General features: G+C 69.3%; 18 protein-coding genes. 8 read left to right on the top strand and 10 right to left on the bottom strand.

The window, feature by feature from the left end; translation table 11 throughout:
• Positions 1–24: 24 nt before the first annotated feature.
• From ACIHAO_RS16795 to ACIHAO_RS16785, 3 genes are all read right to left on the bottom strand, one after another.
• Positions 25–741 carry a class I SAM-dependent methyltransferase gene (locus ACIHAO_RS16795; protein WP_396558686.1) on the bottom strand — a complete coding sequence of 239 codons (717 nt, stop codon included), beginning with the start codon at positions 739–741 and terminating at the stop codon, positions 25–27.
• 122 nt (positions 742–863) lie between these two features.
• Complete coding sequence (locus ACIHAO_RS16790) at positions 864–1,607, bottom strand: dienelactone hydrolase family protein (protein ID WP_396558814.1); 744 nt, start codon at positions 1,605–1,607, stop codon at positions 864–866.
• 80 nt (positions 1,608–1,687) lie between these two features.
• The gene (locus ACIHAO_RS16785; protein ID WP_396558684.1) at positions 1,688–2,434 is read right to left on the bottom strand and encodes an MBL fold metallo-hydrolase; all 747 of its coding nucleotides are present in this window, start codon (positions 2,432–2,434) and stop codon (positions 1,688–1,690) included.
• A gap of 90 nt (positions 2,435–2,524) precedes the next feature.
• Here ACIHAO_RS16785 and ACIHAO_RS16780 point away from each other — a divergent pair, with 90 nt between their 5' ends.
• On the top strand, positions 2,525–3,145 hold the full coding sequence (locus ACIHAO_RS16780; RefSeq protein WP_396558682.1) for a CGNR zinc finger domain-containing protein: 621 nt from the start codon (positions 2,525–2,527) through the stop codon (positions 3,143–3,145).
• Here ACIHAO_RS16780 and ACIHAO_RS16775 read toward each other — a convergent pair.
• The 3 genes from ACIHAO_RS16775 to ACIHAO_RS16765 are packed head-to-tail and all read right to left on the bottom strand — an operon-like array spanning position 3,109 to position 5,783.
• On the bottom strand, positions 3,109–3,924 hold the full coding sequence (locus ACIHAO_RS16775) for a hypothetical protein (RefSeq protein WP_396558680.1): 816 nt from the start codon (positions 3,922–3,924) through the stop codon (positions 3,109–3,111). The genes ACIHAO_RS16780 and ACIHAO_RS16775 overlap by 37 nt on opposite strands.
• 54 nt (positions 3,925–3,978) lie before the next feature.
• The gene (locus ACIHAO_RS16770; RefSeq protein ID WP_396558678.1) at positions 3,979–5,112 is read right to left on the bottom strand and encodes an FAD-dependent oxidoreductase; all 1,134 of its coding nucleotides are present in this window, start codon (positions 5,110–5,112) and stop codon (positions 3,979–3,981) included.
• Complete coding sequence (locus ACIHAO_RS16765; RefSeq protein ID WP_396558676.1) at positions 5,109–5,783, bottom strand: TetR/AcrR family transcriptional regulator; 675 nt, start codon at positions 5,781–5,783, stop codon at positions 5,109–5,111. The genes ACIHAO_RS16770 and ACIHAO_RS16765 overlap by 4 nt, the downstream gene beginning before the upstream one ends.
• A 233-nt stretch (positions 5,784–6,016) precedes the next feature.
• On the opposite strand from ACIHAO_RS16765, the gene rox reads away from it, so the two are divergent.
• A complete protein-coding gene (rox, locus tag ACIHAO_RS16760) occupies positions 6,017–7,447 on the top strand; it encodes a rifampin monooxygenase (RefSeq protein ID WP_396558674.1) in 1,431 nt (476 codons plus the stop codon).
• Positions 7,448–7,469: 22 nt separating this feature from the next.
• On the opposite strand, the gene ACIHAO_RS16755 is transcribed toward rox, so the two are convergent.
• Positions 7,470–7,916 carry an Lrp/AsnC family transcriptional regulator gene (locus ACIHAO_RS16755; protein WP_125795890.1) on the bottom strand — a complete coding sequence of 149 codons (447 nt, stop codon included), beginning with the start codon at positions 7,914–7,916 and terminating at the stop codon, positions 7,470–7,472.
• Between the two features lie 93 nt (positions 7,917–8,009).
• Between ACIHAO_RS16755 and ACIHAO_RS16750 the strand changes: the two genes are divergently transcribed.
• The gene (locus ACIHAO_RS16750) at positions 8,010–8,879 is read left to right on the top strand and encodes an LLM class flavin-dependent oxidoreductase (protein ID WP_396558672.1); all 870 of its coding nucleotides are present in this window, start codon (positions 8,010–8,012) and stop codon (positions 8,877–8,879) included.
• Positions 8,876–9,301 carry a nucleoside deaminase gene (locus tag ACIHAO_RS16745; protein ID WP_396558670.1) on the top strand — a complete coding sequence of 142 codons (426 nt, stop codon included), beginning with the start codon at positions 8,876–8,878 and terminating at the stop codon, positions 9,299–9,301. Before ACIHAO_RS16750 ends, ACIHAO_RS16745 begins: the two co-directional genes overlap by 4 nt.
• Here ACIHAO_RS16745 and ACIHAO_RS16740 read toward each other — a convergent pair.
• Positions 9,292–10,446: a cytochrome P450 gene (locus tag ACIHAO_RS16740; protein WP_396558668.1), complete on the bottom strand. Its 1,155-nt coding sequence runs from the start codon at positions 10,444–10,446 to the stop codon at positions 9,292–9,294. The genes ACIHAO_RS16745 and ACIHAO_RS16740 overlap by 10 nt on opposite strands.
• 278 nt (positions 10,447–10,724) lie before the next feature.
• On the opposite strand from ACIHAO_RS16740, the gene ACIHAO_RS16735 reads away from it, so the two are divergent.
• Positions 10,725–11,852 carry a tyrosine-type recombinase/integrase gene (locus ACIHAO_RS16735; RefSeq protein ID WP_396558666.1) on the top strand — a complete coding sequence of 376 codons (1,128 nt, stop codon included), beginning with the start codon at positions 10,725–10,727 and terminating at the stop codon, positions 11,850–11,852.
• On the opposite strand, the gene ACIHAO_RS16730 is transcribed toward ACIHAO_RS16735, so the two are convergent.
• Positions 11,843–12,031, bottom strand: a complete 189-nt coding sequence (locus ACIHAO_RS16730) for a hypothetical protein (RefSeq protein WP_396558664.1) — start codon at positions 12,029–12,031, stop codon at positions 11,843–11,845. The genes ACIHAO_RS16735 and ACIHAO_RS16730 overlap by 10 nt on opposite strands.
• A 25-nt stretch (positions 12,032–12,056) precedes the next feature.
• Between ACIHAO_RS16730 and ACIHAO_RS16725 the strand changes: the two genes are divergently transcribed.
• Positions 12,057–12,569, top strand: a complete 513-nt coding sequence (locus ACIHAO_RS16725; RefSeq protein WP_396558662.1) for a CGNR zinc finger domain-containing protein — start codon at positions 12,057–12,059, stop codon at positions 12,567–12,569.
• Between the two features lie 22 nt (positions 12,570–12,591).
• Here ACIHAO_RS16725 and ACIHAO_RS16720 read toward each other — a convergent pair whose 3' ends face one another.
• Complete coding sequence (locus ACIHAO_RS16720; protein WP_396558660.1) at positions 12,592–13,737, bottom strand: hypothetical protein; 1,146 nt, start codon at positions 13,735–13,737, stop codon at positions 12,592–12,594.
• A 227-nt stretch (positions 13,738–13,964) separates the two neighbouring features.
• Here ACIHAO_RS16720 and ACIHAO_RS16715 point away from each other — a divergent pair, with 227 nt between their 5' ends.
• Complete coding sequence (locus ACIHAO_RS16715) at positions 13,965–14,720, top strand: SDR family oxidoreductase (RefSeq protein WP_396558658.1); 756 nt, start codon at positions 13,965–13,967, stop codon at positions 14,718–14,720.
• A gap of 51 nt (positions 14,721–14,771) precedes the next feature.
• Positions 14,772–15,650 carry a LysR family transcriptional regulator gene (locus tag ACIHAO_RS16710; protein WP_396558656.1) on the top strand — a complete coding sequence of 293 codons (879 nt, stop codon included), beginning with the start codon at positions 14,772–14,774 and terminating at the stop codon, positions 15,648–15,650.
• Positions 15,651–15,762: the final 112 nt, after the last annotated feature.

The raw sequence follows: 15,762 nt of genomic DNA, 5'->3' as shown, positions 1-15,762 counted from the left end.
GTGAGCCGGACAGGCCACGTCCTGTCATACGGCTTCGAGAACGAAGAACAGGAAGCCTATGAACGCGGTCTTGCCCGCGAGTTCCTCGGGAAAACGCTCGTGAGCACCCGGTGCCGGGTAGGGCTCGCTGACGACGGTCGTCCGGAATCCTGCCGCGGTGAAGGCGTCGGTCATCGCGTGCAGTGGCCGGTGCCAGTACGTCAGCACGGCTTTCTGGCCGCCGAAGGTGTACTCCTCGGACCACTGGACGGTCTTGAAGTAGTCGGCTTCGGGGTGGAGCAGTTTGAAGATGGTCGGATGGTTGACGGCCATGATCAGCCGGCCGCCGGGCTTCAGCACGCGCCGGATCTCGGCCAGCGGCGCGGTCCAGTCTTCCAGGTAATGCAGCACCAGAGCGGCGATGACGTCGTCGAACGCGGCGTCGGGATACGGAAGCGGGCTACCCGCGTCGGCGACCTGAAGAGCAGCGTCCGCGCCCAGCCGCTTCCGGGCCAGCTCCACCATTTTCGCGCTGGAGTCGAAGCCGGTCACGATCGCGCCCCGGTCGCGCAGTGCCTCGAACAGCGGGCCCGCTCCGCAGCCCGCGTCGAGAATTCGCCTGCCTGTCACGTTTCCGGCCAGCTCCAGGATCGCCGGCCGCGTGTAGTAGGCGTTCATGAGACTGGTCTCGTTCTCGGCCGCATACGCGTCGGCGAAGGCGTCGTAGTCGGTTTCCGCGAGGCTTTCGGGACTGATCGGCATATGGCCCAATATGGCACAAGCGGGGTTATCGGAATTCGAAAAGGCGCATCGCCGGTCCGGTGCCCCCGATGACGTCCAGCAGCACGTCAGATTCGCGTTACCAAAGCAGGTGCCGGTGCCGTCTAGGTCAGCGCGCTGCCGAGAAGCGGCAGCAGCCGTTCCCAATGGCGCTTCGATCCGGCCGGGTCGTAAGCGTCGGTGTCGGCCATGGTGAAGCCGTGGACGGTGCCGGGGTAGATCTCGCAGCTGTAGCCGACACCGGCGGCGTCGAACGCGTGGCTGATCTCGGTGATCGCTTCGGGTGTCATGTCGTTCTCGGCGAGGCCGAGGTGTACTTGCGCGGTGAGGCTCGGGATCTGCCGGTGGGCGCTGTCGGGTTGGTCGGTGACCAGGGCGCCGGGGTGGAATCCGGCGACGGCGGCGACCTTGTCCGGGTGGGCTGTCGCGGTGCGCATCGCGAGGACGGCGCCCATGCAGTAGCCGATCGTGGCGACCGGCCCGGCGCTCACCTCGGGCTGGGCGGTGAGGAAGCCGAGGTAGGCGCCGGCGTCGCTCAGGGCGCGTTCGGTGGTGTGCGCCTCGATGAGGGGCATGATCTGGCCGAAGAGCACCGGCCGGTCTTCAGCGGTGATCTGCTCGGGAAGGTCGAACACCGGCGCCGGGCGGTGCCGGTAGAAGACATTGGGGACGAGTACGTAGTAGCCGTGTCCGGCCAGTTCGCGGGCCATCTCCCAGAGAACGGGTCGTGGACCGAAGGCGTCCGGATACAGGAGGACGCCCGGATGCGTCCCGCCCTCGTCGGGGCATGCGGCGAAGGCGTCGGACTGACCGTCCGGTGTGGGGATGCTGAGTGTGGTGGCGGGAATGGGGATGCTTCCTTCCTCGTCGGCATGCCCCTCCGAACGTAGCCGCGTTTTCGATCACGCGCCGCCACACCGGAGATGGGTCACCGCAGCCGATCGGCCAGACCGGCGGAGGTGAACGCGGCCACCAGGTCTTCGCGGTCTTCGGTGAAGTGGCCCCAGCTGTCGATGTGCACGGGCACGACCGTGCGGGCACCGAGGATTCGCGTCGCCTCCGCGGCCAGTGCGCTGTCGAGGACGAGCAGGGCGCCGTCGAAGACCGGCTTCAGTCGCGGGGCACCGGCGAAGAGCACGGCGGTGTCGACCGGGCCGAACCGGTCGGCGACCTGCCGGACGACGTCGAGCGAGGCGTTGTCGCCGCTGACGTAGACCGTCGGCAGGCCCTGGCCGGTGAGTACGAAGCCGACGACGTCGCCGGTGATCTTCTCCGCGCCTTCCGGTCCGTGGAGCGCGGGCACGGCGGTCACGGTCACGGATCCGAGTTCGACGGTCTCCCAGGTCGCCAGCCCTTTCGCGGTGCCGCCCAGCCGGCCCGCGCCGCTGGGCGTGGTGAGGGTCAGTGGCACGTCGGCCAAGAATCGGCGGCCGGAGTTGTCGAGGTTGTCGGGATGCTCGTCGTGAGAGAGCAGGACTGCGTCGACACGGCCGAGGTCCGCGGGTTTCACCGAGGCCGGGGCGGTCTTGGTGAGACCGGGCCTGCCGTCGGGCCCCGCGTAGTCGCTGGGCTCGTCGAAGGTCGGGTCGGTCAGGAACCGCAGGCCGCCGTACTCGATCAGCGCGGTCGGCCCGCCGATGACCTGGACGGAGAGCTGTTCGCTGATCTGGGTCATCTTCCACCTCACGGATAGGTATTGTTCTTTCCGTGAGTGACCTTAGTCAGACCTCACGGAAGAGTGCAACCACTTCCGTGAGGATTTCTCATGGTTGAACCCAGCACCTACCATGAGAACGTGGACGACACCGCTGCCCTTCCCCCTGCCCCGGGCGCCGAGCAGTACGTCGCACTGGCGCTCGCCAACACCACCCTCGCGCTGCCCGGCGGCCAGTTCACCGACTTCCTCGGCACTCCGGCCGCCGCGGCGGACTGGCTGGCCACGCACGGGCTCGCCCCGGTCGACGCCGGTCTGCGGGAGATGTGCGCGGGCCTGGTCCGTTCGCTGCGTGAACAGGTCCGGGTGCTGCTCGCGGCGAGGTCCTGCGCGGATCCGGCTCCGCAAAGCGCCCTCGACGCCGTCAACGACGCGCTGAGCAAGGCCCCGACCGCGGAACTTCTGCGCTGGGACCCCGTGCGGGGGCTGTACCGCACGGCCTCGCATCCGGTCACCCAGATCGTCGAGCACGCGTTGGCGACGCTCGCCGCGAACGCCGCGGACCTGCTGACCGGGCCGGACGCGGAGCGGATCGCCGCCTGTGGGTCGCCGCCGTGCACTCGGTTCTTCCTGCGCAATGGACGGCGTCAGTGGTGTTCCGTGCGTTGCGGCGACAGGGCCCGCGCCGCCCGCGCCTACGCCAGGCGCTCGCAGCCGACCGGGGTCGCGTAGTCACCGGGCGGCAACGCGGGACGGCGGTGATGCTGCCAGAGACCGAGCACTGTCGTCCCCACGCCGAGTACGGCGTAGGCGATGAGCCAGCCGGTGAATTCGGCGGGAGGTCCGTCGCCGAGAAGCGGGTCGTTCAGGACGACCCCCGCGTAGACGCCGGGCATCGCGGCCTGGCTGTCCATGACGCGCAGCTCGGTGTCGACGGCCATCGAGGCCCTGTCTTCGGCGTGGACGGGCCGCCGCAGTGTGCCGAGGAGGATCACCGAGCAGCACAGGGCGGTCCAGGCGAGCGCGAGGAGCCAGCCCGCCCCGTATGCCTTCGCCTTCGCCGGGGTGCTCAGGTAGACCGCGAGGGCGAGAGCGACGCCGCCGCCGAAAGTGATCACGAACGAGGACGCGTACCAGCCGCCGAGGATCCCAAGGGCCGTCGGTCGTCGCCCGGACCGTCGATCCATCACCGGCAGCGGGCCCAGTTCCCGCTCGCGGCGCTGGTACGACCACCAGAGCGCGACTTGCACGGCACCACCGACGAAGCACAGGTAGACACTGACCGGTGCCTCGCCGTCGCGAAAGTCGAAGAACCCGTAGGCGATGCCCAGCAGGACGCCCACCGCTGCCGCGGCGGCGAGCCGGCGGAACCGGCCGGGAACAGCCCGGCTCAGGCGGGGGCCGACCCGGGCGGCGAGCAGCCTGGACGGAGTCACCACCTCCACGCCACGTTTCGCCAGCCACCTCCTCGTCACCGCGATCTCTTCGAAGCTGAGTGCGCCCGTCGCCACTGTTCCCCCTAGCTCGTCTGCCGGGTTCACGCCCGGCGCCGCGCGATGGTTGCCTCAACGGTAGGACGCGAACCGTTCCAGCAAAGGCTTCGGCGAGTCTTCGGCGAAACACAGGACGAGGCTTTCGGCCGATTCGGCCGCCGAGGCCTCGCTGCGCGGGAACAGCGCCGTCTCGTACGCGCTGAGAGCGGCTTCGGGGGCGCCGGGGTGAGCTGCGAGGGCAAGGCCGAGTTCGGCGCCGTCGAGCATCGCGAGGTTGGCGCCTTCGCCGGCGAACGGCGACATCAGGTGGGCGGCGTCCCCGAGAAGGGTGACGCCGGGGACGCGGTCCCAGCGGTGGCCGACGGGCAGCGCGTGGATCGGCCGTGGGGTCAGTTCACCGTCGGCGTCGGTGATCAGCGCTCGCAGGCCGGCGTCCCAGCCGTCGAAGTGGTCCAGCACGGCGGCTTTCGCGGAGGCGGTGTCGCTGAAGTCGACAGTGGAGATCCAGTCCTCGTCGGTCTTCATCGCGACGTAGACGTGCAGGCTGCCGGCGGTGTCGTGATGCGCCAGGAATCCCTTGGCCTCGCCGAGCGCGAAGAACATGCCGCTTCCGACGAGCGCGGCGCTCGCGGGGTGGCGGTTCTCGGCGTCGTTCAGGTGCACCTCGACGAAGGAGATGCCCTCATAAGCGGGCTCGGCGGCCGAGACCAGCGGGCGGACCTTGGACCACGCGCCGTCGGCGCCGATCAGCAGGTCCGTGGTGAACGTCGTGCCGTCGGCCAGGGTGACCTCGTGTCCGCCACCGCCGTGCGCGCGTGCGCCGGTGATCTTGGCTCCCCAGCGCACGGTGCCTTCGGGCAAGGATCCGATCAGCAGGTCGCGCAGGTCGCCGCGGGCGACTTCGGGGCGCCCGCCGTCGCCGTCGTCGGTCTCCTCGCGGTGCACGACCGCGTGCCGGTCGAGGATGCGCAGGGCCTCGCCACCGGGATGCACGAGCGAGCGGAATTCGTCGTGGAGTCCGGCGGCCCGGAGCGCCGACTGTCCGGATTCGACGTGGATGTCGAGCATGCCGCCCTGTGCCCGTGCGGACGGTGAGGCGTCCAGGTCGAAGACCGTGGACTCGATGCCGTTGACGTGCAGGACGCGGGCGAGGGTGAGGCCGCCGAGGCCGGCGCCGATGATCGCGATGGGGTGGTGTGTGGTCATGTCGGGTTCCTTTCGGGTGGCAGGCCGGTGTGCGTGATTCCGGTGATCAGCACGCGCAATCCCCACGACATCCGCTGCTCTGGCCGTCCGGTGAGGAGGTCGGCCGCGTGCGCCGCGATCTGGGGGTGGGTGGTCTCGTCGGCGTCCCGCACGGCACGGGCCAGCGCGTCCCAGTCGTCCGGGGAGTCCTGCTCGGCGTGTTCGGCCGCGGTCGCCGTCGCGTGCTGAAGGAGGATGTCGATCCCCCACGCGCGCCGCTCGGGTGGCACGCCGCCCTCGGCGAGGAGGGCGAGCAGGTTCTCGACCAGTCCGAGGTAGTTCTCGCCGCTCGGGCGGGCCACCAGTGCGGACAGGGCGAGGCCGGGGTACTCGAGCAGGGTCGAGGTGTAGCCGGTGAGCAGCTGTTCGAGCCGGTCGCGCCAGTCGCCTTCCGGCGGCGGCTGGGCGATCGTGCCGAGGAGTTCGTCCAGGATCGCCGCGTGCAGCTCGGCGGTGTTGCGGACGTAGACGTAGAGCGAGGCCGCGCCGGTGTCGAGCTCCTGCGCCAGGCGGCGCATCGTGACCTTCCGCAGGCCTTCCTCCCGCAGGATCGCGACCGCGGCGGCGACGATGCCGTCGCGGGTCAGCGCGGGTTTGGCCGGTCGTTCCCGGCGGCTCTTCTCGGGTGTCATGCGACCACTGTACCGAACATGTTCGTAACGAACATGTTCGGTACAGCTTTGGTGAAGCGCACTGCTTCGCACGGGGGGTTGTCCGTCCACTGCGGACTGAAATGACGAAAGCAGGGAGATCGACACTCCCTGCCACTTCTAACGTATAGCGCACCCGGGGGCTTGCGGCAAGACCCCTGTCGTGCCGCAGAATCTCCCGCCGGACAACACGAACTCGACAATCGGGGGAACTCTTGATCGACGTGATCATCGCCGGTGGCGGACCGACCGGCATGATGCTGGGCGCCGAACTGCGACTGCACGGCGTCCAGGTGGTCGTCGTGGAAAAGGACGCGGAGCAGACCAAGGTCGTGCGCTCCATGGGCCTGCACGCACGCAGCATCGAGGTGATGGACCAGCGGGGCCTGCTGGAGCGCTTCCTCGAACACGGCACCAAGTACCCGGTCGGCGGCTCCTTCGCGGGCATCCCGAAATCGGCGCCCCCGCTGGACAGCGCCCACGCCTACATCCTCGGCATTCCGCAGACCGTCACCGACCGCCTGCTGATCGAGCACGCCACCGAGGCGGGCGTCGACCTCCGGCGCGGCCGGGAACTGGTCGGCCTGAGCCAGGACGAGGACGGCGTGGACGTCGAACTCTCCGACGGGACGACACTGCGCTCGCGCTACCTCGTCGGCTGCGACGGCGGCCGCAGCACGGTGCGCAAGCTGCTCGGGATCGGCTTCCCCGGCGAGCCCGCCACCGCCGAGACGCTGCTGGGCGAGATGGAACTGACCGAGGACTGGGAAACGGTGCTCGCCGTGATGACCGAGGTCCGCAAGACCCAGCTGCGGTTCGGTCTCTCCCCCATCGGCGACGGCGTGTACCGGGTCGGGGTGCCCGCCGAAGGACTGGCCGAGGATCCCCGGATCCCGCCGACCTTCGACGAGGTCAAACGGCAGCTCAAAGCCGTCGCCGGCAGCGACTTCGGCGTGCACTCGCCGCGCTGGCTCTCCCGCTTCGGCGACGCGACCAGGCTGGCCGAGCGCTACCGGGCAGGGCGCGCGTTCCTCGCGGGCGACGCGGCGCACATCCACCCGCCGGTCGGCGGGCAGGGGCTCAACCTCGGTGTCCAGGACGCCTTCAACCTCGGCTGGAAACTGGCCGCAGCGGTCAACGGCTGGGCACCGGAAGACCTGCTGGACACCTATCAGACCGAACGGCACCCGGTGGCCGCCGCGGTACTGGACAACACCCGCGCGCAGATGCAGCTGATGTCACTCGATCCGGGTTCCCAGGCCGTCCGGCGGCTGCTGGCGGAACTGATGGAATTCGAGGACGTGAGCCGGTTCCTGACCGAGAAGATCACCGCGACCGCGATCCGCTACGACTTCGGCGACGGGCACGAGCTGCTCGGCCGCCGGATGCGGGACGTGGACCTCAAGCGGGGCCATCTCTACGGGCTGACCCGGAGCGGTCGTGGCCTGCTGCTCGACCAGACCGGCGCGCTCTCGGTGCGGGGCTGGGCGGACCGGGTCGACCACGTCGTCGACGTCAGCGAGGAACTCGAGGTACCGGCGGTGCTGCTGCGGCCGGACGGGCACGTGGCGTGGGCGGGCGAAGACGAGGAAGGGCTGCTCACGGCTTTGCGCCGGTGGTTCGGGGAGGGTGAAGGGCTTCAGTGACGTCCGCGGGGCCCGTGCCCGGTCACGGGCCCTGCGGCCCCCGATACCGCAACGTCTGGTTGTAGACGATGTTGGTGTTCGTGCTCCCGAACAGCGCGAGCTCGTTGACGATCTCCTCCAGCCGTCCCATCGACGGCGCCGCGATCTTCAGCGAATAGCAGTCGTCACCGGTCGTGCGGAGGCATTCGAGGATCTCGGTCCGCTCCGCGAGGAGCTTGTGCAACGGCGCGTGCTTGCTGCCCGGATATTTCAGCCGCACCACCGCGAGCACCACATACCCGGCCTTCTCCAGGTCGACCTCGGCGCGGTAGCCGGTGATCACCCCGGCCGACTCCAGCCGCTTCACCCGCTCCGTCGTCGCCGACGCGCTCAAGCTGACCCGCTTCCCCAGCTCGGTGAGCGGAAGCCGCCCGTCGTTCTGGAGCTCCACCAGGATCGCCCAGTCGGTCGCGTCGAGAGTCTCGGCCATCGGGGCAGAATACCGGCAGATCCACGGCGGAAGTGCCCGTACGCCGGGAAAGATCTCTTCCCGGGGTACCCGTCCCGCCGATAGCCTTGACCTGTGCGAATAGGTGTCAACGTCCCGAATTTCGGACCGGGGACCGACCCCGGGATCCTCCGCGGCTGGGCCACCACGGTCGAAGGCCTCGGCTACGACCTGCTCATGGTGTCCGACCACGTCGCCATCACCCCCGACGTCGCCGAGCAGTACCCGGCGCCGTTCTACGAACCGTTCACGACGCTGTCCTGGCTCGCCGGCGTGACGAACGAAATCAGGCTGGGCACCACCGTGCTCATCGTCCCGTACCGGCATCCGCTGCTGATCGCCCGCATGGCCGCGAACCTGAACCAGCTCAGCGGCGGACGGCTCGTGCTCGGCGTCGCGTCCGGCTGGGCCCGTCAGGAGTTCGAAGCGCTCGACGTCCCGTTCGAGAAACGCGGACGGCTGACCGACGGCCATCTCGACGCCGTCCGGAAGGCATGGGCCGACGACGCCGACTACCGCGCCGGTGACATCCCGATCTGGGTCGGCGGCAACAGCGACGCCGGGATCCGCCGAGCCGTCCGGGTCGGGGACGCCTGGCATCCGCTGCGGGCCACCCTCCCCTGGCTCACCGAAGCGCTCACCAGGGTCAAGACCATCGCCGACGCGCAGAACCGGCCCGTCCCCGCGTTCACCCCGCGGATCCTGCTGAACATCACCGGCCGTCCGGTCACCGGACCCGGCCGCCTCGCCGGGGAAGGCACGATCGAGCAGATCGTCGACGACCTCGACCGGCTACGCCACCTCGGCGCCGAGACGGTCGTCCTCGACCCGTTCTCCGGTGACCCCGAGGAGACTCTCCGCCCGGAAGCCGCCTGGCAGGCGCTGGCGACCGTGGCCGCACACTGGGAACTGGGCCGCTACCGAACCGAACAGGACCGACGATGACCGAAGAAGACGAAAAGTTCCTCCGCCGCGCCATCGAACTGGCCGCGAAATCCCGCACGGACGGCGACCCGCCCTTCGGCTCGCTCCTCGTCGGCCCCGACGGCACGGTGCTCGCCGAGGACCACAACACCTCGGTGTCGCAATCGGACATCAGCCTGCACCCGGAGCTGAAACTCGCCGTCTGGGCCGCACGCGAACTCGACCCCGCCGTCGCCGCGGCGACCACGATGTACACCAGCTGCCAGCCGTGCGGGATGTGCCAGGGCGCCATCGAGCGCTCCGGCCTCGGCCGCGTCGTGTTCGCCCTTTCCGGCGACCAGGTCACCGCGCTCAAGCCGCCGTCCACCGCGCCGCCCGTCCGGCTCGAAGGACCGGCGTTGTACGACGAAGCCCGCGTCCCCGTGGAGGGCTACTACACCTGAGCGGCGGCGAACCGGAATTCCGGCGGGGCCAGAATCGGCCCCAGCACCGGATTCTCTTTCCGCAGCTCGATTTTCGCGGCCGGCAATTCATCCCAGCATTCCAGGACCCGCGCCGTCGCCTGGTTCACGAAACGCGAACCGACGCACGCGGCCGCCCCGAAACCATAGGGAAGATAGACCGCTTTATACCCGTCTGGCGGATTTTCCCACCGCGCGGGCAGATACTCGTCGGCGTCATTCCACACCCGCGGATCACGGTGCAGGAGGAAAGTGCACAGATAGAGCCGCTCTCCGGGCGACAACGCCACTCCGCCGACCTCGACCGGGCTGGTGACCTTCCGGGACATCAGCCAGGCCGTCGGCCACAACCGCAACGCCTCGCGTATCCGGTTCTCCACCGGATCGCGCGGTTCTTCCCTGGTCAGCGTCGCACCGGCGGGCATCCCGAGCCGCCAGCCGCTGTCGAGCAGCACACACCAGGAGAGGACCATCGCGGTCGCCCGGCAGAGCGCCCCGATCAGGCCGTGCAGCACGAGCGCGACGTCGTCCATCGACTTGACCGTGTCGTGGACGGCCTTCTGGAAACCCGTGTCGCCGTCCCGATCCGACGCCCACCGGTAGAGCGCGGCCTCCGCCCGGCTGTGCGCGATCCGGCGGCGAAGCGCGAGAACGGCGGACTTGTCCCGGTCACGCCGGTTCGAGAACGACAGCGCACGGTGCAGCGCCTTGCGAGCGGACGGCGACAGATCCGGCAGCAGCCGATCACCGAACAACCGCAGGTACAGATCCGAGACCGCCGACGGCCAAGGCTCGCCACCCATCGACGCCCGCAACTCCTCGGCGATCTGCTCCTTGGGCAGCGAACGCAGCACGCCGTCCAGTTCCCGCGCGATGGCGGCGTTCACCGGACGGCTCTTCTCCGAACCCGGGATCCAGTCCGCGACCGCACCCAGCGTGGCAGCACGGGCTTCGAAAGGCTCGGTCGTGCTCGCGAGGACGGTACGGACGATCTCCGCGTCGGAGACCAGATGACGACCCGGTTCGAACAGGACCACCGGCGGTTTCCCCGCCCGATCCCACGTCAGGAGATGACGCAGCGGATCGGCCAGTAAACCACCAGGGACGCCCTCGGCGATCGTGTGCATGATTCCCCCAGAACAAGACGGTTGCGGCGACGATCCCGAGACCGCCGCCGCAACCGAAAACATTCAGACTCAGTAATCCATGTAGTAGATCACCCAGCCCGACTCCTTACTGCGAATGCTGCGCAGCATCGAACGCGTGAAGAAACGAACGGCCTTCATTGTGGTTCCCCCAATCCCCAGTAGTCATCGACGTGACGAAAAGAAAAATATGGGGCCGATTACGACCCTGTCAATAGCGGAACGAGACAGGTCGCGGACGACGGCCTAGGATGATCACGATGTCCGCCGAACTCGTGCCCACCGCGCCGGAAACACCGACGGCCCGGCTGCCGGAGACCAGGGCCGAGAACCGGCGACAGATCCTCGCCGAAGCCGTCGCGCTGCTTCCCGCGCTCCCGCCCGCAGACCCGCTCGACCGGTACGCGATCCGGCACATCACCACGCTCTGGCTCGAGACCGACAAGACCGACCACACCCGCCGCGCCTACTACGCCGACCTTTCCGCCTGGCTCGGCTGGTGCGCCCGCACCGGGCTCGACCCGCTGACGGCCCGCCGCGCCGACGTCGACGCCTGGAAGAACACCCTCACCGTCACCGGCAAGGACGGCCTGCCCCGGCCCGCCGCCGACTCCACCGTCGCGCGTACTCTCGCCGGCATCTCCAGCTGGTACCGGTACCTGCAGTCCAACGACATCGCCGACCGCAACCCGGTCTCCGCGGTCAACCGGCCCAAAACCGGCAAGACCCCGCCGCTACCGGCCCTCGGCGGCGAGTCGACGGCGAAACTGCTGAACCACATGGAGAGCCGGGCCCGCACCAACGACACCGAAGCGTCCTGGCGCGACGCCGCCGTCGTCGCGATCCTGTTCTACACCGGCCTGCGTGTCTCCGGCCTGACCACCGCGACCGTGCGCGACCTCGACACCGACGCCGGGCACACGATCCTGCGCTACACCGCCAAGGGCGGCCACCGCGACTTCGTCCCGCTCGTACCCGCGGCCCTGCACCCGCTGCACCGCTACCTCGACCTGCGCGCCGCCCGCGCCGGAGTCCGCCCCGGCGAACTGACCGGGCCGCTGCTCGCGACCATGCCCCACCGCTACGACAGCACCAAACCCGGCGGAAAACCGCTGGCGCAACGGGATGTCTGGTTCCTCCTGCGGGCACAGGCCCGCGCCGCCGGACTCGCCGAAGCGAACACCATCTCCCCGCACACCGCGCGGCGCACCACCGGCACCCTGCTGCTGGCCAACGACGTCCCGGTACAGAAGGTCCAGGACCTGCTTGGCCACGCGGACATCCGCACCACCCGTGACCGCTATGACGCGCACCGGCACAAGCTGGAGACCTCCCCCGTGCACGCGCTCGCGCAGCTGCTCGCCGACGCGCGCCACCGTCAGAGCTGAGCCTGCCCCAGCTGGGACTTCGTCGCCCCGATCACGACACCGTCGACCCGCGTGAGCCAACTCCCGCACAGACACCGGACGTACTCGAGCCTGCCCTGAGACACCCGGTGGTTGTTCGGCACGCTTCCCGGCAGTTCCGCCAGCGGCCACCCGCACCGCGGGCACATGTTCGCTTCCATGCCCCGATCGTGCTGTAATGAGTCAATGCACTTCAACCCTTACGGCGGAGCGGCGGCGCAGATCGCCGCCGAACTGGTCAATCTCGGCGACACGGCCGGACCAGCCACCCTGACCGCGATCTTCAAGGACCGCATGACCGTCCCCGCCGTCGAGGAACACGAATCGACCGAGATCATCGCCTGGACCCGGAGACTCCGGCACGTCTTCGAAGCCGACCCGGCCACACGCGTCGACCTGGTCAACGCGCTGCTCCACGACTCCGCGTCCAAGCCCTACATCTCCACCCACGACGGCAAAGCCCCCCACCTGCACTACGTCGACGCGCACGCCGGCACCGTCTCCCGGGTCCGCGCCTATACCGCGGGCGGGCTCGCGCACCTCGTCTGCGACGCCCCGGATCGCTTCGGCGTCTGCTCACGCGAAGGCTGCGAAACCGTCTACGTCGACGTCTCCCGCAACGGCCGGCGCCGCTTCTGCTCGACCCGCTGCGCCACCAGGGTCCACGTCGCCGACCACCGCACCCGGCAGGCAAGCTAGACGCCACCCGCGAGAGTCCGGCCTAGATCGCGTACCGCCAGGCCGTCAGGGCATGCGCCGAGAACCACGCGCCCAGCACCACCCACGCCGCCGCGGCCGCCACCGCCGTCACCGTCCGGCGCTTCGACAACCCGATCGCGATCGGGATCAGCACCGGGAAAGCAGGCAGGATGAACCGGATCTTCGCGTCCGGCAGCCCCCGCGTCCCGATCGCCAGCAACAGCACACCGACCCCGTACAGCGTCAACGGCCACGGCACCCGGATGAACGCCGCCACCACGGCCAACGCCACCGCACCCAGCAGCAGCAACACCGTCAGCGTGCTGAACACCGACTCGTCCCCGGTCAACCGCGCCAGCACCGAATCCGCCGTCTCCGCCCCGAAATCGAACTCGGTGTTCCAGCCCCGCAATTCGATGTCCTGCCAACCGGTCCAGCTGCCCGTCCGGTACGCGACGAACCCCAGGTAACCCACGACCCCCAACGGCGCGACCACCGCACCCGCCAACGCCCACCAGCGCTTCTCGGTGCGCCGGAACACCGCGATCAACGCCGCCACGACGACCACCGCGACCAGCACCACCGCCGTCGACCGGGACAACCCGGCCCCGAAAGCGCACAACCCGGCCGGCATCCAGCGCCGCTCCAGCACCCCCACCAGCGCCCACACCGCGAACGCGCAGAACACCGCCTCCGTGTAGGCCATCGAGAACACGATCGCCATCGGCGCCCCGGCCCACAACGCCACCAGCAGCAACCCGGTCCGGTCACCCCGATCCGGCGACACCGCCCGCCCGATCCGGATCAGCCCGCACGCCAGCACGAGACCGGCGATCACCGACACCGTCAGCGCCGCCGTCACGACGTCGGACCCGAGCCACATCACCGCGCCGACGAGCTTCGGATACAACGGGAAGAACGCCATCGGCGCGTCCGAATACGGCTGCCTCGCCGCGTCCAGCGTCCCCGGCAGATCCGCGTACCCGTGCACCGCCAGCCGCAAATACCACTGACCGTCCCACGCCGTCAGCCGATCGGTCAGCGTCGCACCGCGCCGGGCGGCCAGCAGATCCAGCAACTGGACACTCGCCGTGCGGATCACCAGATACAGCGCGATCGCCCTCGGGTAAGGCGACCAGGCCAGTCTGTCGAGGAGTCTCTCGAACACACGCGCCGGACGCCCCTGCCGGGGCGCCGTCCCGGGAACGGCGGGTTGATCAAGGTCGTCGACTTCTCGAAGCACGATCAGAGTGTCCACAATGTGAGGTCATTTCGCCGTTCGATCCCGAAGATTCACAGCTCGAACCCAGGTGGGGAAGGCCACAAACCAGGCTTGTGGACCCACCCCGATCTTGTGTTTCCCAGCCCCCGCCCACGGCTCCTACGGTCGGAACCATGAGCGAACAGAACCTCAGCGACAAGGTCGCGATCATCGCCGGCGGCGCGAAGAACCTCGGCGGACTCCTCTCCACCACCCTCGGCGAAGCCGGCGCCAAAGTCGTCGTCCACTACCACGGCGACACCTCCGCGGCCGACGCCGAGAAGACCGTCGAAGCCGTCCGCGGCACAGGCTCCGAAGCCGTCGCCGTCCAAGGCGACCTGACCACGGTCGCCGACGTCCGCCGCCTCTTCGACACCGCGATCGACAACTTCGGCCGCGCCGACATCGCGGTCAACACCACCGGCATGGTCCTGCGCAAACCGATCCTCGAAACCACCGAGGAGGAGTACGACCGCATGTTCGCGGTCAACGCGAAAGCCGCCTACTTCTTCATCCAGGAAGCCGGACGACGTCTCTCCGACAACGGCAAGATCATCAGCCTCGGCACCTCACTCCTGGCGGCCTTCACCGACGGCTACTCCACCTACGCCGGCGGCAAAGCCCCGCTGGAGCACTTCACCAGGGCCGCCGCCAAGGAGTTCGCCGACCGCGGCATCTCGGTCAACGTCGTCGCCCCCGGCCCGATGGACACCCCGTTCTTCTACCCGCAGGAAACGCCCGAACGGGTTGAGTTCCACAAATCGCAGGCCAAGGGCGGACGCCTCACGAAGATCGAGGACATCGTGCCGATCATCCGGTTCCTCGCCACCGACGGCGGCTGGTTCACCGGCCAGACCATGTTCCCGAACGGCGGCTACACCACACGCTGACCCCTACGCTGACCGAGACACCGCGGACCGGACACGAAGGGGAACCTCGAGGTGGGCCTGGACCTGTACAAGCTGAACCACCTCATCGCCGTCGCCGAAGAAGGCAGCTTCACCCGCGCGGCGACCCGGCTGCACCTGAGCCAGCAGGCGCTGTCGACCTCGGTGCGCACGCTCGAGCGGGAAGTCGGCGTCCCCCTGCTCGAGCGGAGCGCCACCGGCGTCACCGTCCTCCCCGCCGGACAGGCACTCATCGCCGACGCCCACCTCCTGCACGGCATCGCCGACTCCGCCGTCCAGCGCGCCCGGCGCATCGGCCGGAGCGAACCGGAACGACTCCGCGTCGGCCACACTCCCGCCGTAACCGGCGACGAGGTCACCGCCCTGCTCCGGAAGCACCAGCCCGACTCCGGGCTGATCATCGACGTCAACCAGCGCTATCCCGACGAACTCGTCGCACAACTACTCGGCGGACAGCTCGATCTCGGCCTCGGCCGCGCACTGAACCTCGCACACGGCCTCGTCGGCACCACCCTGATCCGGCAGCCACTCAACGTCGCCGTCGCGGCGGGCCACCGGCTCGCCGGACGCGACGACCTCCAGCTGAGCGACCTCGCCGACGAGGACATCACCGTCTGGGGACAACCCGGCCGCTCCGGATACACCGATCTGCTCGTCAACCTCTGCCGTGACGCGGGATTCGAGCCGCGCGTGCGTCGCAACCCCATCCAGGGAACACCGCCGGTCACCGCCGTACTCGACACCGAAGGCGTCGCCTTCGTGACCGCGCCACCCGGACCGGCGGCAGGCGGCGCCGTGTGCGTCCTGCGGCTGGAACCGGCGGTCCACGTCCCGCTTCAGGCCCTTTGGCCCCAGCACGGCACTTCCGACGCCCGCCAGGCCTTTCTCGCGGCTGCCCAGGGTTTCTCCTGAGGTGCACGGGCCCCTGAAGGACTAGGTACCTACTGCGTGACCTGTGGCGCTTCTTGCGCGATGGCGGGTTGAAGTACATGAAGGCCCCCTTCCTGTACCTAGGCGCAAGGAA

This window comes from Amycolatopsis sp. NPDC052450 (assembly GCF_044547565.1).
In the GTDB taxonomy this organism is placed as follows: domain Bacteria; phylum Actinomycetota; class Actinomycetes; order Mycobacteriales; family Pseudonocardiaceae; genus Amycolatopsis.
Note: the sequence above shows the minus strand (reverse complement) of the source record. Positions and strands in the feature narration are given on the sequence as shown.